At 72.4% G+C, this 20,392-nt stretch carries 11 protein-coding genes and 1 tRNA gene; 2 read left to right on the forward strand and 10 right to left on the reverse strand.

Going from position 1 to position 20,392, the window contains the following annotated elements; translation table 11 throughout:
• Position 1: 1 nt before the first annotated feature.
• Complete coding sequence (locus ACWGKU_RS01910; RefSeq protein ID WP_401049781.1) at positions 2–385, reverse strand: hypothetical protein; 384 nt, start codon at positions 383–385, stop codon at positions 2–4.
• 238 nt (positions 386–623) lie between these two features.
• On the opposite strand from ACWGKU_RS01910, the gene ACWGKU_RS01915 reads away from it, so the two are divergent.
• Together ACWGKU_RS01915 and ACWGKU_RS01920 are read left to right on the forward strand one after the other, a co-directional pair.
• A complete protein-coding gene (locus ACWGKU_RS01915) occupies positions 624–2,033 on the forward strand; it encodes a histidine kinase (RefSeq protein WP_452178800.1) in 1,410 nt (469 codons plus the stop codon).
• Entirely contained in the window at positions 1,997–2,641 is a 645-nt protein-coding gene (locus ACWGKU_RS01920; RefSeq protein WP_452178799.1) for a LuxR C-terminal-related transcriptional regulator, read from the forward strand. The genes ACWGKU_RS01915 and ACWGKU_RS01920 overlap by 37 nt, the downstream gene beginning before the upstream one ends.
• Positions 2,642–2,773: 132 nt before the next feature.
• Here ACWGKU_RS01920 and ACWGKU_RS01925 read toward each other — a convergent pair whose 3' ends face one another.
• From ACWGKU_RS01925 to topA, 9 genes are all read right to left on the reverse strand, one after another.
• On the reverse strand, positions 2,774–7,516 hold the full coding sequence (locus tag ACWGKU_RS01925) for a caspase, EACC1-associated type (protein WP_452178798.1): 4,743 nt from the start codon (positions 7,514–7,516) through the stop codon (positions 2,774–2,776).
• Positions 7,513–7,869: an effector-associated constant component EACC1 gene (locus ACWGKU_RS01930; RefSeq protein ID WP_380352443.1), complete on the reverse strand. Its 357-nt coding sequence runs from the start codon at positions 7,867–7,869 to the stop codon at positions 7,513–7,515. The genes ACWGKU_RS01925 and ACWGKU_RS01930 overlap by 4 nt, the downstream gene beginning before the upstream one ends.
• A gap of 236 nt (positions 7,870–8,105) precedes the next feature.
• Positions 8,106–8,179: transfer RNA gene (locus tag ACWGKU_RS01935), tRNA-Thr, on the reverse strand.
• Between the two features lie 83 nt (positions 8,180–8,262).
• Positions 8,263–8,913 (reverse strand): leucine efflux protein LeuE, encoded by a 651-nt coding sequence (gene leuE / locus ACWGKU_RS01940; RefSeq protein ID WP_401044910.1) that lies wholly within the window; start codon positions 8,911–8,913, stop codon positions 8,263–8,265.
• Between the two features lie 108 nt (positions 8,914–9,021).
• Complete coding sequence (locus ACWGKU_RS01945) at positions 9,022–10,761, reverse strand: alpha/beta hydrolase (RefSeq protein WP_452178797.1); 1,740 nt, start codon at positions 10,759–10,761, stop codon at positions 9,022–9,024.
• Between the two features lie 176 nt (positions 10,762–10,937).
• Positions 10,938–12,107 (reverse strand): hypothetical protein, encoded by a 1,170-nt coding sequence (locus ACWGKU_RS01950; protein ID WP_452178796.1) that lies wholly within the window; start codon positions 12,105–12,107, stop codon positions 10,938–10,940.
• Between the two features lie 320 nt (positions 12,108–12,427).
• Complete coding sequence (locus ACWGKU_RS01955) at positions 12,428–13,639, reverse strand: DNA polymerase III subunit delta' (RefSeq protein ID WP_452178802.1); 1,212 nt, start codon at positions 13,637–13,639, stop codon at positions 12,428–12,430.
• Positions 13,640–13,818: 179 nt separating this feature from the next.
• Positions 13,819–17,349 (reverse strand): dTMP kinase, encoded by a 3,531-nt coding sequence (gene tmk, locus ACWGKU_RS01960; protein ID WP_452178795.1) that lies wholly within the window; start codon positions 17,347–17,349, stop codon positions 13,819–13,821.
• A gap of 156 nt (positions 17,350–17,505) precedes the next feature.
• The gene (gene topA / locus ACWGKU_RS01965; protein ID WP_401054865.1) at positions 17,506–20,391 is read right to left on the reverse strand and encodes a type I DNA topoisomerase; all 2,886 of its coding nucleotides are present in this window, start codon (positions 20,389–20,391) and stop codon (positions 17,506–17,508) included.
• Between the last annotated feature and the right edge of the window lies 1 nt (position 20,392).

Consider the following 20,392-nt stretch of genomic DNA (forward strand, 5'->3'; position numbering starts at 1 on the left):
CTCACCCCTTGAGCTCCGTCCCACGCCCGTCCCGCAGCACCACGACCCCCCGGGGAACATCGACCCGGTACTTCGTGTCGCAGTTCGCCAGCCCCGAACACCCCGCCCTGAGTTCGAGCACCCCGTCCTCAAGCGTCCAGGACTCCTTGACGCTGCCGACCTTCCCGCTCGTGTCGAACCAGCGGGTGACCTTGACGCCCTCGCGGGCGACCGCGACCAGGTCGGCCGGCGCACCGTGCGACTTCACGTCCAGGCTCTTGCCGGCGAACTCGAAGGTCCTGTCCTCGGGCGCGGCGTCCATGGCGTCGGCACAGCCGGCGAGCGACACCAGCGCGGCCACCACGAGAACGACCGTCCCGTATCCGGATCTCGCACGTCGCTCCACCTCATCCTCCTTGCGGCTGTGATCGGACGCACCGTTCCGGGCCCATCCCCGGGGCACGTGAACCCGCTCGCAAGCCTGGCCGATCCGCGGACTCCTGCCATCTGCCGTTCGGCAGATATCCCGTATGACCAAAGGGGGAGTTTCTCCCACCGACAACGCCTCCCCACCGTCGCCAGAATGGCCTCACGGCCGGTACGACCGGACCGTGCGACAGCACCACCGGGAGGGGACCACATCCATGGACAGCACGACGCGACCCGCACAGAGCCCGGCACCGGCCGAGGCCACCGGGCTCTCCGCACCCGCCGGATCCTCCGTACCCACCGGATCCTCCGTACCCGTCGGATCCTCCATACCGGCCGGCTCTTCCGTACCGGCCGGGTTCTCCGTACCGGCCGGGCTCACCGCCCTCCGCCGGAGCCTGACCCTCAGCCGGCTCTCCTGCGTCGCCCTCGTCCACTCCCTCGGCGTCACCGGCGCGATCTCCCTCGCCGGCCCGGGCCTCGGACTGGTCCCGCGGGCCATGGCCCGGGTGCGCGCGCTGACCGACCGTCAACGCGCCCTGGCCGCCGACTGGTCCGGCATCCGCTTCCCGGGGCCGCCCGGCTCGCTGCCCCCGGTGCCCGAGGGCGCCTCCGGCGTATTCGCCCGCTACCGCTGGATCACGGGCGACCCGCAGACCCGCCGCGAGTTCCACTGGGTCCTCGCCGAGCCGTTCCTCGGCAGCGTGCTGGCCTTCCTGCCGGTCGCCGCCCTGCTCAGCGGCCTCTGGGGCGTCTTCCTGGCCCTCTTCGGCGTCCCGCTGTCCGCCGAGTGGGGCGGCCTCTGGTACGAGTTCATCCCGATCGAGGGCACCGTCACCGCCGTCCTCGCCGGCGTCCTCGGCCTGCTCCACCTCCCGCTCGCGCTCTGGCTCGCGCCCCGCACCGTCCACCGGCACGCCCGCCACGTCCACTCGATGCTCGCCCCGGGCGAGCAGGAGCTGCTGGCCGGCCGGATCGCCCACCTGACCGCCACCCGCAGCACCGCCGTCGACACCCGGATGGCCGAGATCCGCAGGATCGAGCGTGACCTGCACGACGGCGCCCAGGCCCGGCTGGTCGCGATGGGCATGACCCTGGACGCCGCCGAACACCTCCTGGAGAGCGACCCGCAGGCCGTCCGCGCCCTGCTGGTCGAGGCCCGCCAGTCCTCGGCCAAGGCCCTGGAGGAGCTCCGCGACCTGGTCCGCGGCATCCACCCGCCGGTCCTCGCCGACCGCGGACTCACCGACGCGGTACGGGCGTTGGCCATGGTCTGCCCGGTCCCCACCGAGGTCTCGGCGGACCTGCCCGGCCGCCCCGAGATGCCCGTCGAGTCCGCCGCCTACTTCGCGGTCTCGGAGCTCCTCACCAACGTCGTCAAGCACTCCGACGCCGGCCGCGCCGGAATCGACCTCCGCTACGATCGCGGCGTGCTGCGCATCACCGTCTCCGACAACGGCCGCGGCGGCGCGGACGCCCGCCGGGGCACCGGGCTGCGCGGCGTCGAACGACGGCTCGCCACCTTCGACGGGGTCGTCTCCGTCAGCAGTCCCCCCGACGGTCCGACCACGGTGACCATGGAGCTTCCTTGCGCATTGTCCTCGCCGAAGACCACTTCCTCCTGAGGGACGGCCTGATCCGCCTCCTCCAGGCCCACGGCCACGAGGTGGCGGCCGCCGTGGACAACGGCCCCGACCTCCTCCGGGCCCTCACCGAGCAGCGGCCGGACGTCTCGATCGTCGACGTCCGGCTGCCGCCGACCTTCACCGACGAGGGCCTGCGCGCCGCCCTCACCGCCCGCCGCACCACCCCCGGCCTCCCCGTCCTGCTGCTCTCCCAGTACGTCGAACCCCTCTACGCCCGCGAACTCCTCACCACCGGCGGCCGCGGCATCGGCTACCTGCTGAAGGACCGCATCACCAACGGCGCCCAGTTCCTCGACGCCATCCGCCGCGTCGCCGCCGGCGGCACCGCCATGGACCCCGAGGTCGTCACCCGACTCCTGGCCGCCAAGGACCGCGACACCGCCCTCGCCACCCTCTCCACCCGCGAACGCGACGTCCTCGAATCCCTCGCCCAGGGCCGCTCCAACGCGGGCATCGCCCAGGCCCTCTTCATCACCGAGAAGGCCGTCGCCAAGCACATCACCAACATCTTCACCAAGCTCGACCTCCCCCCGACCACCACCGACAACCGCCGCATCCTGGCCGCCCTCACCTACCTCGACCAGTGACCCCACCCGCCGGCGCACACACAAAGGCCCGGACCGGATCCCATCCGGCCCGGGCCTTGCCTTCGGCAGTGCGGCACGGTCCGTTCTTGCGGACGAACCACTCAGCACCGGTACTCGACCGATGACAGTGCGTCATTTTTCCCTCAGCCCGGCTTTCAGCGCCCGCAACCGGCTGTCCCACGTGCAGACCAACTCGTGGAAGCCACCCGCACTTCGACTGCGGGCAGACTGCAATCGAGACTCCGCGAGATCGAGCCACCCGCGCTGCCATCCGCTGTCTCGGGGAAAGGGGTCCATGGAGCCGGCGAGTTCGGCCGCCCATGCGATGGTCTGACCGCGCATGAAGGCAGTGTCGACCTTCTCCTGACCGTTGACGGCTGCTTCCATGACCCTGCGTCCGTCGAAGCAGTTGTAGGCGCGCCAGGCGCTGGACCGGGCCGCTTCGGGATCCTGCTCTGCGTTCAAGATAGAACGCCGCAGGTAGAGACTCCCCAGAGACATCAGGACTTCAACGTCGGTGAAGTGCTCTTCAAGGAGATCATCCACCACGAGTGCCTCATGGGGCGCTGCCGCATGCTCCCATTCAATGGAGTCCGCCGCGGGGCCGCTGTCGATGTCCGCGGCCGTCCGATCCCGACGTTCATTGAGGTAGCGCCCCACGTTTCCGACGTAGTCGTCACCGATCAGCTCGGCAAACTTGGAGTCGGCCAGGTCCCAGTCCACCGGCCTGCCCAACTCAAGGGCGATCCGAGCGGACAGCAGCGACACCCGGGGGGCCTGTGTGTGGAGTTCGGAGACCTCCTGCAGGTAGTCCGAAGCCGCGCACAAGGCCGACTCCCGCGCCGCGGAGGAGATCCCCTTTTCATAGATCGCCTGTCTCAGCAGACACTCGGACGCCTCGATCAGACCACGACGCCAACGGTCCCCGTCCCGCTCCTGCCGAGCCGCCTCAGCGTGGAGTCGGGCCGCCTCCCCGTACTCCCAGATGTATCGGTGGTAGGACGCACGGGACCTCATGACGTCCAGGTTCCGCGGAAACAACTGCCCGGCCCTGTCCAGCAGTTCCCAAACCGGTCCGTGATCGACCTCCTGCGGGCGCCTGCTGTAGATCGCGGTCCAGCGTTGGTACTCACGAGTGATCCTGATGCGGGCCTCGTACAGCGCCCAGGTCGGACCGTACACCCGCTCATGCGCCATCAGCGCGTTCCAGCGCCCACGGTGAACCTGGTCGGCTCGCACCTGCTGCAAGGAACGGCCGGTGTTCCAGCCCGTGTTGTGCACGGGCACGGCCTGCGCCGCGACCACCAGGGTCCCTTCCCGCTGCCAATCGCTGTCCAAGCACCACAAGTGCAGCAGGGCCAACGACTGATTCCCGGCCCGGACCTCCTCACCACTGTCGAGCCACCGACGGACCTCTTCGACGGCCTTGGCGTGCTCCGGAAGCAGCGTCCGTCCACGACCGCCCCCGGACCAGACCTGCTTCGTGCGCAGCAGCCGGAGCCACGTCATGTAGGTACGTCCGGTGGGGAAGGACCGCACGGCGATCCGGGCCATGCGTACACCCTGTTGGAGGCTGTGCCGGGCCGACGCGTGATCGTTGCGCTCACGGTAGACATAGGCCAGGAACGCGTTGGCCTCGGCCAGTTCGACCATGTGGTCCACCGGCATGGTGGCGCTGGGCCCCTCCCGATCGGCAAGGCTTCCGGCCCGGCCGTTCAGTAGAGCGAGAACCTCCCGGGCACCCGCGTACTGCAACTCCAGGTCCGCGTGCCGCTCGTGGACCCTGCGCAGGAATCCGGCCGCCTCGACCACCAGTGGCACCGGCCAGTCGTCCCTGGAGCCCCACGCCTCCTCAAGTGCCGACAGCGTCTCCTGGGCCAGCTCCAGCCGCTCTCCGTCCCCTCTTGTCTCCTGTGCGTACATGTACCCGCTTGCCAGAAGATTGTGTGTCCACTGCTGCTGCCGCTCCGGGACCACGCTTGCCAAACGGGCGTTCTCGTTCGCGAGTTCATAGGCGGAACGCACCGCTGTCCGCCGCTCGTCCGCCGTCGTCGCCGTCGCACGGCGAAGTCCTGCCAACCTGTAGAGGAACCAGTTCCGGGTCTGGCGGGCCCGCGAGTCCTGTGCCAGAGGAAAGACCTCCAGCAGTTGCCCCGCCAGTTCGAGACTGTCGGAGGCATCGGCGCCGACGTCTGCCGAAATCTGGGCAGCAGCCGTGTTCAGGATCCAGGATGTCGACCACAGCAGACGGTTCAGCGAGACGTTGGCGGGACCTTCGTGGAGGGCCGCCAGCTGTCGCGTCAACCGTTCACGGGCAGGGGCTACCTGGGCAAGCGCGCGATGGCGGCGCGCCCCGTGGAAGCCGCACTGGTCGACGGAGCGAAGCACACGCCACGGGGCGGCTTCACCGCACACCTCCAAGAGCGATACGGCGTACTCGAACGCGGACAGGAAGGTCGCGGCTGCGTCCGGCTCCTGCACCGACGCCCGGGAGGCCAGGTTGAGGCGTCCCGCCGCCGCGTACAGTTCGTCGATCAACTCCCATCGCCGCACAGCGCCGTTGCCGGGTTCTGCACCGTTCGTCACAGCATTCTGGGCAGCCGATCGCTCACTCTCCGCGCCAGTCCGCGAGACCGTCTCCGGCGAGGTGTTCGCCGGCTCCGTCAGCGGAACAGAACCGATCGTCTGCGCCACCGGCAGAAGGACCGCGTCCGCGGAGTCGCCGTTGACGTAGAGGCCGAGTCGCGCGCGCAACCCCGGCAGCGCATCCGGGACATGGCGGTCGATCCATCCCACGGCCCGACGCAGCGCCTCGATCACACGAGGCACTGCCTCCGACTCCCCCTCCGTCTCCCCGCTCGGCAGCACCGTGTTGGCCAGCAGGCGCCCGGCAGCGATCAGGTTCCGGTCGACAACGTCGCACGGGCGTTCCCCGCCGGCGCCTGCCGTCATGTCGGCGGTGGAGCGGATCGTACGCAGGAGGTCGTTCCTGAGCGCCTCTCGACTGACCGGGCTGACCTCCAGCCGGGGGGAATCCCCGGCTGGAGGTCCCGAGTCGGCGGCGGGACGCCAAGGGATGAGAATTCCTTCGTTGAAAAGCACCCGCAACACACTGTCCGGTAACCCCATGCCCCGGAGCGCGGCTACCGGGAGTGGCAGTTCGTCGATGACTCCCCATACGGTGAGGAGGGCCTGGCCTTTGGTGCGGTCCATTCCTGTCGCGGTGGACCAGGCCCTGTCCAGTACGCTGGCGATGGTCGGCTCTGCGGCCTCCATCAGAGCTTCTTCGAACTCTTCAGGCCCAATCTCCACCGCCGCCCGGGAACGGGCGTCGAATCCCGCGAGGAAACTGTCGTAATCGTCCTTGCGGTGAATTCGACAGACCAGGCGGACGGCGCGTTCGATGACCCCGGGACGACGCACTATCTCGTCATAGCCCACCAGGTCCAGGCCGTTGACATCGGTCACGAGATTCTCGCCGGCGAGCCAGTCACCGATCAACGCGAGAGCGTCCGATGTGGCCAGCGCAGGTACGACGAGTGGCCTCGGCCGGTGGTTCCCACCGTCGATCTCAACGGTTTCGGTGGTCTCCACGATGACCGCGGCGCGCTTGAAGACCTCCTGCCTCAGCAGCTCGTCCAGCTCTTCACGGAGTTCCGGGCGATTCAAGTCGATGCGACACGCCTTGATGACAAGAATGAGACTCCTGCCCTTGACCTGACGAGGCAGAACGAGGTCGAGAAGGCCATCGGTCGTACGCTTGGCCGCAACCATGAATTCGCTGTCGTCCAGCGTCTGATGCAGCGCTCTGGTGATCGCCTCCATCAGCGGGCTCTCAGCCGCCGCACTGGGCTCGATCTCGAGTACCACGGGCGGGAGGGAACCCGCGGGCAGCAGGTCGGCCTTGGCGAGAAGCGAGGTGAGAAGCGCCGACTTGCCCACCTGCGCCCGTCCCGTCACGGGAAGGACCTGCCCCATGCGCACCATTTGGCGCGCCTCACCCAGCAAGGCGTCGCGCCCCAGGAAAGGGATCGGCAGCGGCAACGGGTCCGGGCCGAGGTACTGGATCTTCTCAGGTTGCGCTGGCGTCCCACTGTCACTGTCCGGCGCAGCGGCTTGATAGCCGGCCGCCTCGAACGGCTTCACGAACCGCCGGTTCCTCACCCAGGGCAGTTCACCCACCCGCGAGTCATTGGTGACCGGTCGCGGGTAACCACGGCTGGTGAGCCACTTGTCGACATGCGTCAAGAGTTGCCGCGGTGTCCAGAACCGCTCGGTGGGTGGCCCACCAGCCACCAGGCACGTGATGAGGGCCTGGCCGAAAGCCGTGAACTCGTTGTCCTCGGGCGACTTTGCCGTTCGGTTGGCTTCGCAGGCGGCGAGGACGTAGCAGCCCTCGGGTGCCTCACCGGCAACGTGCTGCTCGAAGGGCAGGACGTCCATGGCCAGCCCGGCATGGCAGCAGTCGAGAAGTACGAGTTTGATCGGCGCGGGCCCGCTGCCCACTGCATTCATCAGGTCGGCGAACGCCAACATGGTGCTCGGCATGTCGGCTCGGGAATGCGTCAGTGGCAACAGGAGTTGCCCGCCTTCTTCGACACCGTGACCCGCGAAGTAGAGGACGAAGCACTCCTCCGCCGCCTGGGACGCCGCCTGGACGACCGAGAGGATCTCGGCGGGGTTGCTCTTGTGCGTCAAGATCTCCTGGCAGTGATCGAGCCTGAGCCCCCACACAGCAGGATCACGCAGTTGCTCGCTCACCTTCTCGACGGTTCGCTCAACCGCCTCGAGCTCGGCGAACGTACTGTCGGTGAAGATGCGGGACGAGATGAGGACGGCGCGTGACTTCTCTCCGGCAGGCGGCTCGGCGTTCATGAACTGCCGAGAGAACGCGGCAGTTCGCGGAGCACCGCCTCGGCAGTTTCGGGGTCACGCGCCTCGATGGTGATGGTCCGCGTGCCGTCAGGAGCATCCACGCGTTCGATGACCAGCATCGGCCTGTCCTCGGCCGGACGGGAGGCGGCCTTCGACCGCCAGTAGTCGATCACCGACTGTGCCAGCACCCCGACCAGTCCCGCGTCGATGGCAAAGCGCAGACAGTCCGCAAGCACTCCCATGTCACCGGGGAGGGTGGCCGCGTGTTCGCGCCGGACGACCACACGGCGCAGATCACGCTCGGACTTGAGCCACTTCTCCAGCGCGCCCAACTCGTCGGAGCGCGCGTCCACCAAACGAAGAGTGATCTGCACCAGGCCCCCCGGGCTTGCGACCAATCAGATGCCGCACCCTACCAGCTGCGAACAGGCCGAGGCGCCGGCCTTGGACACGCTCCTCCGCTTCGTCGCGGACGACTCCGCGCGCGATGCGGCGCATGATCGCCGTTGGCGCGTCGTCGACGCCTGCCGCAGGTCGAGGAAAGGCAAAAGCCCCAGGTCACGGCGAGTGAGTCCTGGGGCTTTCACAGAGCCGCCTGCGGGATTCGAACCCGCGACCTACGCATTACGAGTGCGTTGCTCTGGCCAGCTGAGCTAAGGCGGCACCGTTGCCGTGTGTGGCGGCAACGCGGGCCAGTCTACACAGGTTCGCGGGTGATCCGTTACCCGGTATCCGGGGGCGGGGGGTCAGGCGGAGGAGACGGCGAGTTTGGCGGCGAAGCCGGCGAAGAGGACGGCGACGCCGCTGGTGAGGGTGGCGGAGAGGCGCTTGCGGCGGCGGAAGGCGGTGGCGAGGGTGGTGCCCGCGAAGATCAGGAGGGAGAGGTAGAGGAAGCTGAAGATCTGGAGGATGCCGCCGAGGAGGGCGAAGGAGAGGGCGGGCTGTCCGTAGGAGGTGTCAACGAATTGGGTGAAGAAGGAGAGAAGGAAGAGGATGGCCTTCGGGTTGAGGAGGCTGATCACCAGGGCGCGGCGGAAGGGGTTCTCGGTGGTCTCGGGGGTCTGCTCGGTGGTGGGGTCGGCCGCGGCGCGGCGTTCGCGCCAGAGTTGGCGGGCGGCGCGGAGCATGCCGTAGCCGATCCAGAGGAGGTAGGCGGCGCCGCCGAACTTGACCACGGCGAAGACGGCCGGGTTGGCCTTGAGCAGGGAGGCCGCGCCCAGCGAGGTGAGGCTGATCAGGGTGAGGTCGCCGATGAAGACGCCGGCCGCGGCCCGGTAGCCGGTGCGGATGCCCTTGCGGGCCGCGACGGACAGGACGTACAGGGAGTTGGGGCCGGGCAGCAGGATGATGACGAGGGCGCCGAGGACGTACGTCGCCAGGTCGTTGACTCCGAGCACGATGAGCTCCGGTGCAGGGGAGGGTGGCAGGGGGCGCTCATCGTAACGTCGTACCGGTAATCGGTTGAAGTGAAAACCACCTGTCGGTCGGCCGGCGCCCGGCCCGCCCTACCGCTCGCAGCGCTTGCCCTGCTCCGGGACCTCCCCGGTCAGCAGGAAGCGGTTCACCGCGCCGTCCACGCAGGTGCTGTGCCGGCCGTACGCGGTGTGGCCGTCGCCGTCGAAGGTGAGCAGGCGGCCGGACTCCAGCTGGCCGGCCAGCGACTGCGCCCAGGCGTACGGGGTGGCCGGGTCGCGGGTGGTGCCGATGACGACGATCGGGGCGGCGCCGGCGGCCCGGACGGTGTGCGCCGCACCGGTGGCCCGGACCGGCCAGTAGGCGCAGGTCAGAGCCATCCAGGCCATGTCGCGCCCGAAGTGCGGCGAGACCCGCTCGAACTCCGGTACCGCCCGCTGGACGTCCTCCGGGCCGTGGAACGGGGCGGGCAGGTCGAGGCAGTTCACCGCGGTGTTGGCGAACATCAGGTTGGGGTACGAGCCGTCCGACTCGCGCCCGTAGTAGTCGTCGGAGAGCTTCAGCAGCCCGGTGCCGTCGCCGGCCTCGGCATCGGTGAGCGCGGCGCGCAGCTTGGGCCAGAGGAAGTCGGCGTACATGGCCTGGATGACGCCGGTGGTCGCCTGGGACCCGGTGAGCCGACGGCCGGCGTCGGTGGTGGGCAGGGGGGCGGTGCGGACCCCGCCGAGCAGGGCGGTGAGCCGGTCGCCGACCTGCTGCTCGGTGCGGCCGAGCGGGCAGTCCTCGCGCTGGGCGCAGTCCTGCGCGAAGGCGGCCCAGGCGGTCTCGAAGCCGCCCGCCTGGGTGCGGTTGCCGGTGACGGAGTCGAGCGCCGGGTCCATCGCGCCGTCCAGCACCAGCCGCCCGACCCGGCTCGGGAACAGCCCGGCGTAGGTGGCGCCGAGGAAGGTGCCGTAGGACTTGCCGACGAAGTTCAGCTTCTCGTCGCCGAGCAGGGCGCGCAGCACGTCCATGTCGCGGGCGGCCTCGACGGTACTGAGGTGGCCGAGCACCGCCCCGGCCTGCGTCCGGCAGCCCTCGGCGAACTCCTTGTCGGCCGCGACCAGCGCGTCGACCCCGCCCAGGTCGCCGGGCGTCAGGCCGACGGCGGTGTAGGCGTCCATCCGGTCGCCGCTCAGGCAGCTGACGGGGCTGCTGCGGCCCACCCCGCGCGGGTCGAGGCCGACCAGGTCGTAGCGGGCCCGCACCCCGTGGTCGTACGTCCGGGCGGCGGCCTCCAGGTACTCGATCGCGGAGCCGCCGGGCCCGCCCGGGTTGAGCAGGAGGGAGCCGAGCCGCGTGCCCTGGGAAGCGGAGGCGGCAGCGGCAGCGGCGGAGGCAGAGGCAGAGGCAGAGGCAGAGGCAGAGGCGGAGGCGGAGGCGGACGGGTCGGAGGGAGCGCTCCCGGGCACCGCCGGTTCCGCCGCGGCCCGGGCGGCCGCGAGGGTGAGGTCCCCGTCCCCCGGGTGGTCGTAGTCCAGCGGCACCCGGAACGTCGTGCACTCGAACCCGCTGTCGCAGGGCTGCCAGACCGGACGTTGCGCGTAGTACGGCGCGAGCGCGGCCGGGACGGCGGCGGGCAGCGGCTCCAGCGGGGTGGCTCCGGCCCTCGCGGCCGTCGGGGCCGAGGACGTGCCGGAGGCGGCCGGGTCCGGGGAGGGGGCCGCCGGTGCCCCGGCCGGATCCGCGCTGCAACCGCCCGCCAGCAGCCCGACGACGACCAGCGCCGCAGCCGACACCCGTGCCCGCGCCCGCACCGATGCCCGCGCCTGTGCCCGCTCGAAGGCCCTCATCCGCCACCTCTCCGCAACCGACCAGCACGTGGAAGAACCGAAGGAACCGGGGGAACACCGGGGAACACCGGAGGAACACCCGCAGTGGGAACAACCCTCGGAGCACCCCGGAGGAAACGCCGCTGCCCGGCACCCGTTCCGGGGTACCGGGCAGCGTAGCCCCGCCGGACCTGCCCTCAGGACGCCCTTGCCAGCGCCTCGGCCAGGAACTGCGCCGCCTGACGGACCAGCCGCAGCCGCTCCCGGTCGGAGGTGAAGTCCTGCACGTTGTCCGAGATCCGCACCTCGGCCTTGGCCGCCGCTCCGGGGCCGGCCTTCAGCGCGGACTGGAGCCTGCGAGCCGCGTCCAGCCCGGCGGAGTCGCCCTTGGCGGCGGCCAGCAGCAGCTTGGCGGCGCTGCCGGCCGGGGCCTCGGCACCGGTCTGGGTGAGCGCGGTGGCGTCGTACCGGCCGGAGACCGCCGCCGCCGCGCCGTACAGGTCGGGCCGGGAGAGCCCGGCGGCGGCCGCGCAGGGCGCGCCGGCCTCGACGCCGAGGGTGCCCCAGGAGGCCGGGCCGGGCGGCAGGGTGCGGAAGGAGGTCGCGATGGTGGTGCGCAGCGTCGCGTCGTCGGCGACGGCGGCCGGAGCGGCGGCGACCAGTTCGCAGGGGTGCGCGGTGCCGTTCGGCGCCTCGGGGGCGACCAGGATGAACGGGTGGGACTTGCCGGTCTGGAGGGCCGAACCGATGCCCTCGAAGACGTCCGGGACCTCGGCGTCGGCGGTCTTCTGGGGCGTGGCGGCCTGCATCACGACGACCGGGAAGCGGGCGTTCGGCTCCTTGGCGTACTGCGGCGGAAGCCAGACCCGGATGTTGCGGGGGTGGCCGTCGGGGCCCGGTACGGCGGACTGGAGCAGCTCGCCCCCGCCGGGGTGGCCGACGCTGTCGAAGCGGCTGACCACGGCGGGGGCCGCGGCAGCTGCGACGGCAGCGGCGGCCGACTCGGCGACCGCGGGCGGCACCGCCTGCTGCTGCCGGACCGCCGTCCCCGAACCGGTCCCGGCACCCGTGTCCGTGCCCGGAGCCGAGCCCGCCGCGTCCACGACCGGCTCCGCCCGGTCCGGCTCCTGGGTGCCCCGGCCGAGACCGCCGAAGGCGCCCAGCGTGGTGAGCACCGTCAGCGCGGTGACGCACACCCCGCAGACCATCGCCCCCGCCGCCCGCAGCAGCATCGGCCAGCGGTCGCCGGCCAGCTCGTAGGTCTCGGCGGCGCGCAGGTCGCGCCAGCGGTGTTGGGCGCCCCGGGCCAGCCAGAGCCCGCCGAGGGCGGCGGCCAGCAAGGGGATGACGAGGAGCGAACGAACCACGGAACGCACCACCTCTGGAGGGGGTCGCGCCGAACCGGACCCGGCGCGCACGGGAGGCGACCGCCCCGGCAGCGGGCGCAGTCGGCCCCCAGCGTGCACAACGGGTGGACGGTCACACGACGGTGTGCCCGGCGAGTGTCGCTCGTTCACTCGAAGGTGGGATGGCGCACCGGCTCCGGGAGGCGTACAGCCGCCGCCCGCCGGAGCGACGCCCGGGCGGACGGCCCGAGGGCCCGGAGCCGGACGGCCCCGGACGGGACCGCCCCCGATCCCCGATCCCCGATCGGCGATCCCCCGATCGACAATCCCCGATCGGGGGCTCAGCCCGCGCGCAACGCCACCGTCATCGCCTCGACCGCGAGCAGCGGGTCGACGTTGCGGTCCAGCGCCTGACGGCAGGCCAGCACCGCCTCGATCCGCCGCAGCGTGCTCTCCGCCGGACCGGCCTGGGCCACCCGGTTCAGCGCCTGCCGCTGGTCCTCGTTGGCGAACGAGCCGGTGGAGCCGAGCTGGATGGCGAGCACGTCCCGGTAGAAGCCGAGCAGGTCGAGCAGGGCGACGCCGAGGGTCTCCCGGCGGGTGCGGGTGGCCCGGCTCTTCTGTCGCTTCTCCAGCTCCTTGACCGCGCCGGCCATGCCGCGCGGCACCTTGCCGCCCTCGTAGGCGCCGTAGGCGGCCTTGAGGTCGTCCGTCTCCTTGGCGTCCTGGGTCTCGGCGAGCGCCTCGGCGTCGGCCTTGGCGGTGTCGACCAGGCGCTGGGCGGCGGTCAGGCAGCCGCCGATGTCTCCCACCTCCAGCGGGATGCGCAGCACCTCCGTCCGGCGGGTGCGGGCCTGTTCGTCGACGGCGAGGCGGCGCGAGCGCTCGATGTCGCCCTGCCCGGCCAGCGCGGCGAGCCGGGCGGTCTCCGGGTCGACGCCGTCACGGCGGACCAGCGTGTCGGCGACCGCCTCGGCCGCGGGGGTGCGCAGCACCAGCAGGCGGCAGCGTGAGCGGATGGTCGGCAGCACGTCCTGGACGGAGGGGGCGCACAGCAGCCAGACGGTGCGCGGGGAGGGTTCCTCCACGCCCTTGAGCAGCGCGTTCGCGGCGGCCTCGGTGAGCCGGTGGGCGGCGTCCACCAGGATCACCGACCAGCGGCCGCCGGTCGGGTAGCTGGAGGCGCGCATGACCAGGTCGCGCATGTCGCCGACGCCGATGGAGAGGCCGTCGGTACGGACGTACTTCACGTCGGCGTGGCTGCCGGCCAGCACGGTGTGGCAGCCGTCGCAGAACCCGCAGCCGGGCGTGCCGCCGAGCGCGAGGTCGGGACTGGTGCACTGGAGGGCGGCGGCGAAGGCGCGCGCGGCGGTGACCTGCCCGGCGCCGGGCGGGCCGGTGAACAGCCACGCGTGCGTCATGAGGGAGGCGTTCGCGCCCTCGACCGGGGCGGTCCCGCGACCGGCCTCGATCGTCGCCCCGGCCGCCCGGGCGGCGGCGGTCAGCTGCTCGACCACCCGCTCCTGGCCCACCAGGTCGTCCCAGACGGCCACTGCTGCTCCCAAGCTCAGTACGGCAGCGCTCGTGGCGCCTCTTCCCCGCCGTCGAGCATACGTCTCCGCTCCGACACCCACTGCTCCGTCCGGGTCACGGCGGGGCGAGGAGGCGGCCCTACGGAACGCGGCGGCGCCGCCGGGGACCTGCCCCGACGGCGCCGCCCACACGTGTCCGGTCAGCCCCGGCGGCCCCAGCGACGGCCCTTGCCCTTGCCGTCGCCCTTGCCGTCGCCCTTGCTGTCGCCCTTGCCGTCACCCGTGTCCTGTGCTTCCCCGCGGCCCTCGGGCCGCTCCGCACCGCCCTGCGGGCCGCCGTACGGAGCGCCCTGGCCCTGACCGCCGTGCTCCCAGCGCGTCCATTCGTCGTGCGAGCCCAGCAGGGTGTCGGTGAGGCTCGGCAGGTCGTCCAGCGGCGTCTCCTCGGCCCACTCCGGCCTCGGCCGCTCGGCACCGGGCTGCGACCGCTCGGCCGTCGGCCCGGCGTCGACCACCGGCAGCTCGCGGGTGCTGTCCACCGGCTCCGCGCGCCGCGGCCCCTGCGCCGGCCGGCCCTCGGTACGGCCTTCGGCACGCTCCTCGGTTCGGCCCGGCTCAATCCGCGGCAGCACCTCGGTCCGGTCGGCCTCCGCCGGGACCCTCGGCAGCACGGCCGTCTCGTCCACCGCCGAGGCCGGCACCACCGGCAGCTTGGCGGTCTCGTCGACCGTACCGGCGGTTCCGCCGGCCGCCCGGCGCGCCTCGGCAGCCTCCGCGGCCTTGCGCGCCTCGGCGGCCTCAGCAGCCCGGACGGCCGCCTGCCGGTCCCGCGGCGAGAGCTCGCGCGTCGCCTCGTCCCCGAGCCCGCCCACCGGAGCCTGCGCCGCGTCCCGCGGGGCGCCCTTCGGGACGTCCCGGACCGCCCGCAGCTCCGTCGTCGTCTCCGCAGCCGACTCCCCGGCCACCGAACCCGACGCCGAACCCGCGTCGGACGCCGGCCCCGAACCCGGCCGCGCCTCGGCCCGGCCCTCCGCGGACTCCGCCGCCGCAGCCGCGGCCGCGAGCGCGGCGGCCTGCGCCAGCCGCGCCTCCTCGGCCCGCTGGAGCGCCTCTTCCGCCCGGCGGCGCTGCTCCTCGCGGGCCAGCTCGCGCTGCCGCTGGAGCTCGGCCTGGGCGGCCGCCTCGTCGGCGATCCGCTGGCGCTCGGCGGCCTCGGCGGCCAGCCGGGCCTCCTCGGCCCTGCGCCGCTCGGCCTCCTGCTCGGCGCGACGCGCGGCCTCCTCCTCGGCCCTGCGGCGCGCTTCCTCCTCGGCCTTGCGCCGGGCCTCGGCGGCGGCCCGCTCGGCCTCCTCCTCGGCCAGCCGCTCCTTCTCCGCCTGCTCGGCCCGCAGCTGCGCCAGCACCTCCTGCCGCTTGCGCTCGGCGGCCTCCTCCTCGGCCTTCTTGCGGGCCTCCTCGGCGGCGCGGCGCTCGGCCTCCTCCTTGGCCAGCCGCTCCTGCTCGGCACGGGCGGCCTTCTCCTGCTCGGAGAGCGGCAGCTCGCGGTCGAGCCGGTGCCGGATGGCGGTGGTGACGAAGCCGGGGGCCTGGCTGCCGTCCACGACCAGGTAGCGCGCCGGGTCGGCGGCGGCGAGGGCGAGGAAGCCGGCCCGGACCCGCAGGTGGAACTCGGTGGGCTCGGACTCCAGCCGGTCCAGCGCCTCGGTGAAGCGCTCGCGGGCCTTGGTCGGGTCGACGTCCAGGACGACGGTCAGGTCGGGCAGCAGCCCGCCGGTGGCCCAGCGGGAGATCCGGGCGACCTCGGTCGCGGCCAGGTCGCGACCGGCGCCCTGGTAGGCGATGGAGGAGTCCATGTACCGGTCGGTGATCACCACGGCGCCGCGGGCGAGGGCCGGCCGGATGACGTTCTCGACGTGCTCGGCGCGGTCGGCGGCGTAGATCAGCGCCTCGGCGCGGTGCGACAGGCCGGTGTTGCCGACGTCCAGGACGAGGCCGCGCAGCCGCTGGCCGACCGGGCTGCCGCCGGGCTCGCGGGTGAGCACGACCTCGTGCCCCTTGCCGCGGATCCACTCGGCGAGCGCCTGGGCCTGGGTGGACTTGCCGGCGCCGTCGCCGCCCTCCAGGGCGATGAAGAAGCCGGTGCCCGCGCCGAGGCGCGGAGCCGGGCCGCCCGGGCCGCGCACCGAGTCCACCAGGTCCCGGACGAACGGCGCGGTGCCGCGCCGGTCGTCGGTGCGCAGCAGCACGACCGCGGCGAGCACCAGCGTGAGCAGCCCGGAGGTGGCGACGGCCAGGGCCGCGCCGCCGTGGATGAAGGTGAAGGAACCGGGCTCGACGGTGCCGTACTCGACGTCCCCGTAGGCGGCGGCGATCAGCGGGACGACGACCAGCGCGGCGGCGACCATGGTCCGGAGCACCGCGAACAGGTGCTCGGTGACCTTCGGCAGCCGGGCCTCCTCGACCTCCTGGGCGAGCAGGGTGCGTCCGGCCGAGATCACGATCCCCGCGGCCAGCCCGGCCAGCACGGTGAGCAGCAGGACCAGCACGAAGTCCAGCACCAGCCCGGCCAGGATCAGTGCGACGCCCTGGGTGAGCAGCGCCAGCGCGAGCAGCCGGCGGCGGGACAGCGAGGGCAGCGTGACCCGGGTGAGCCGGGCGCCCAGGGCGGGCGTCCCGGCGGCGGCGAGCACCAGCAGGCCGTAGCCGATCGGCCCGGCGCGGTGCTCGGCGGCGGTGAGCAGCGCGAGCGCGGCGACGCCCGCCATCGCGGCGTAGCCGGCCGCGACGGCGAAGGTGAAGTACGGGGCGCCGCCGGTGCGGCCCTTGCTCAGCGCGGGGCCGGGGGCGGCGTCGGTCGGGGCGCGCAGGCCCTGGAGCGGCGAGACCGGGGCGACGGACACCGGGCCGCCGGGCAACTGCTGGAGGTGGTCGCGGACCGCCGCGGCGGCGAACAGCCCGGCCGCGCCGAGCGCCGCGAAGGTGAGCTGGTGGGCGCGGAGCCAGTCGGAGCCGAGGGCCGCGCCGATGTTGTTGAGCAGGGTGAAGGCCACCAGGCCGAGCGCGCCGAGCGGCACGGTCACCCAGCCGGTGAAGCGGTCGATGCTCCGGACGCTCTCCAGGTTGGCCGCGGCCGGGCGCTGCTCGGCGACCGGCAGGTGCGGGTTGGCCGGAGGCAGCAGGCCGGGAACGGCGGCGGCCTTGGCGATCCCCCGGACCCGCTCGGCGGCACCGGTGACGAACACGGTGGCGAGCAGGGCGTAGGTGGCAGCCCCGGAGGGCTCGGCGGCGGAGCCCAGCCAGACGCTCCACCAGGGGGCGAGGCCGATCAGCAGGGCGCGCAGCACGTCGGCGCCGAACAGCGTCCAGCGCCGGTCCAGTCGGCCGGTGACCAGCCGGTGCACCGGGCCGAGCAGGGCGACGCCGACCAGGCCGGTCGCCAGCACCCGGACGGCGAGGACCGCGGCGAGGGCGAAGGCGAGGCTGCGCGGCAGGCTGCCGAACCGGTCGCCCTGGGCGGCGGCGATCACGGTGAGCGCGAGCAGCACCAGCAGGCCGAGCCGGTCGGCGGTGCCGCCGATCAGCTGGGTGGTCCACAGGCGCCGGTAGGCACGTGTCCGCAGCAGCGCCCGGGCCCGGTCCACCGGAGTCCCGGCGGGCGCGACCTCGGGCAGGTCGGACACCCCCGCTCTGGCGGCCGGGGCGCTGGGGGTGGGCTGCTCCTCGCTCGTCATACGGTCAGCGTAGCGGGCTGGGCCTGGCCGGAATGTGGCGAACGCGCTTCCGGATCGTGCTCATCACCGGGTTGTGACGTACCCCGCACAGACCCGACGGGCCTCGGGCCCGCCCCCCGGGATCGGGGGTGCGGGCCCGGCCGCGATGACCCGGGATCAGCCTTCTTCGGTGGCCGAGGCCTTGTCGGCCGCCGTCCTGCTCGTGGCGGTCTTCTTGGCCGCCGTCTTCTTCGCCGCCGCCGTTTTGGTGGTGGTGGTCTTCTTCGCGGCGGTCTTCTTCGCGGCCGCGGTCTTGGTCGCCGCGGTCTTGGCGGTGGTCGTCTTCTTGGCCGCGGCCTTCTTCGCCGGGGCCTTCTTCGCCGCCTTCTTCACCGGTCCGCGCGCCCGCTTCTCGGCGAGCAGCTCGTACCCGCGCTCCGGCGTGATGGTCTCGACGTCGTCGTCCTTGCGGAGCGTGGCGTTGGTCTCGCCGTCGGTCACGTACGGACCGAAGCGGCCGTCCTTGACCACCACCGGGCGCTCGCTGACCGGGTCGTTGCCCAGCTCCTTGAGCGGCGGGGCGGCGGCCGCCCGGCCGCGCTGCTTCGGCTGGGCGTAGATCGCCAGTGCCTCGTCGAGGGTGATCGTGAAGAGCTGGTCCTCGCTGGTGAGCGAACGGGAGTCGGTGCCGCGCTTGAGGTACGGGCCGTAGCGGCCGTTCTGCGCGGTGATCTCCGCACCCTCGGCGTCGGTGCCGACCACCCGGGGCAGCGAGAGCAGCCGCAGCGCGTCCTCCAGCGTGACGGTGTCCAGCGACATCGTCTTGAACAGCGAGGCGGTGCGCGGCTTGACCGCGTTCTTGCCGGTCTTCGGCGTGCCCTCGGGCAGGATCTCGGTCACGTACGGGCCGTAGCGGCCGTCCTTGGCGACCAGCATGTTGCCGCCGACCGGGTCCGGGCCGAGCTCGAAGTCGCCGCTGGGCTTGGCCAGCAGCTCCTCGGCCAGCTCGACGGTGAGCTCGTCCGGCGGCAGCTCGTCCGGGATGTCGGCACGCTGGCCCGGCTCGCCCTCGACGGTGGAGGCGCGCTCGACGTACGGGCCGTAGCGGCCGACCCGCAGGGTGATGTCGTCGCTGACCCTGAACGAGCTGATCTCCCGGGCGTCGATCGCGCCGAGGTCGGTGACCAGTTCCTTCAGGCCGCCCAGGTGGTCGCCGTCGCCGTTGCCGGCCTCGGCGGCGCCGCCCGCGGCGTGGCCCTCGCCCTCGCCGAAGTAGAAGCGCTTCAGCCACGGCACGGACTGCGCCTCACCGGCGGCGATCCGGTCGAGGTCGTCCTCCATCTTGGCGGTGAAGTCGTAGTCGACCAGTCGGCCGAAGTGCTTCTCCAGCAGGTTGACCACGGCGAAGGAGAGGAAGGACGGGACGAGCGCCGTCCCCTTCTTGAAAACGTACCGGCGCTGGATGATCGTGTCGATGATCGACGCGTAGGTGGAGGGGCGGCCGATCTCCCGGTCCTCCAGCTCCTTGACCAGCGAGGCCTCGGTGTAGCGGGCCGGCGGCTTGGTGGCGTGGCCCTCCGGGGTGATCCGCTCGGCGGCCAGCGGGTCACCCTGGACGACCTGCGGCAGCCGGCGCTCGCGGTCGTCGAGCTCCGCGTTCGGGTCGTCGGCGCCCTCGACGTAGGCCTTGAGGAAGCCGTGGAAGGTGATGATCTTGCCGGTGGCCGAAAACTCGACGTCCCGGCCGTCGGCGGAGGTGCCGCCGACCCGGACGGTGACGGACTGGCCGACCGCGTCCTTCATCTGGGAGGCGACGGTGCGCATCCAGATCAGCTCGTACAGCTTGAAGTCGTCACCGGTCAGGCCGGTCTCGGCGGGGGTGCGGAAACGGTCGCCGGACGGGCGGACGGCCTCGTGCGCCTCCTGCGCGTTCTTCACCTTGCTGGCGTAGGTACGCGGGGCGTCCGGCAGGTAGTCCGCACCGTACAGCTGGGTGACCTGGGCCCGGGCGGCGGTGATCGCGGTGTCCGACAGCGTGGTGGAGTCGGTACGCATATAGGTGATGAAGCCGTTCTCGTACAGCTTCTGGGCCACCTGCATGGTCCGCTTGGCGCCGAAGCCCAGCTTGCGGCTGGCCTCCTGCTGGAGCGTCGTGGTGCGGAACGGCGCGTACGGCGAGCGGCGGTACGGCTTGGACTCGACGCTGCGGACGCCGAACGCCGTCTGCTCCAGGGCGGCGGCCAGCTGACGGGCCGCCTGCTCGTCCAGGTGCAGGGTGTTCGCGCTGGCGGCCTTCAGCCGGCCGTCCTGGCCGAAGTCGCGGCCGCTGGCGATCCGCTTGCCGTCGACGGAGGCCAGCCGGGCGCCGAAGGTCTCCGGGTTGGCGGCGTCGGCCGGGGTGCGGCCGGTGCCGAAGGTGCCGACCAGGTCCCAGTACGAAGCGGCGCGGAAGGCCATCCGCTCGCGCTCGCGCTCGACCACCAGTCGGGTGGCGACGGACTGCACCCGGCCCGCCGACAGCTTCGGCATGACCTTCTTCCACAGCACCGGCGAGACCTCGAAGCCGTACAGCCGGTCGAGGATGCGGCGGGTCTCCTGGGCGTCGACCAGTCGCTGGTTGAGCTCGCGCGGGTTGGCCACGGCCTCCTGGATCGCCGACTTGGTGATCTCGTGGAACACCATGCGGTGCACCGGCACCTTGGGCTTGAGCACCTGCTGGAGGTGCCACGCGATGGCCTCGCCCTCGCGGTCCTCATCGGTGGCGAGGAAGAGCTCGTCGGACTCCGCGAGCAGCGACTTCAACTTGCTGACCTGGGACTTCTTGTCCGCGTTGACCACGTAGATGGGCGCGAAGTCATGGTCGACGTCCACCCCGAGGCGCCGCACCTCGCCGGTGTACTTGTCCGGCACCTCGGCCGCGGTGCTGGGGAGGTCGCGGATGTGCCCGACGCTCGCCTCGACGATGTAGCCGGGGCCCAGGTAGCCCTTGATCGTCTTCGCCTTGGCCGGCGACTCGACAATGACGAGTCGCTGTCCGTGCGCGGTCTCGCTGCTCGGGGACACC

The sequence above is a fragment of the Kitasatospora sp. NPDC054768 genome (assembly GCF_053612025.1).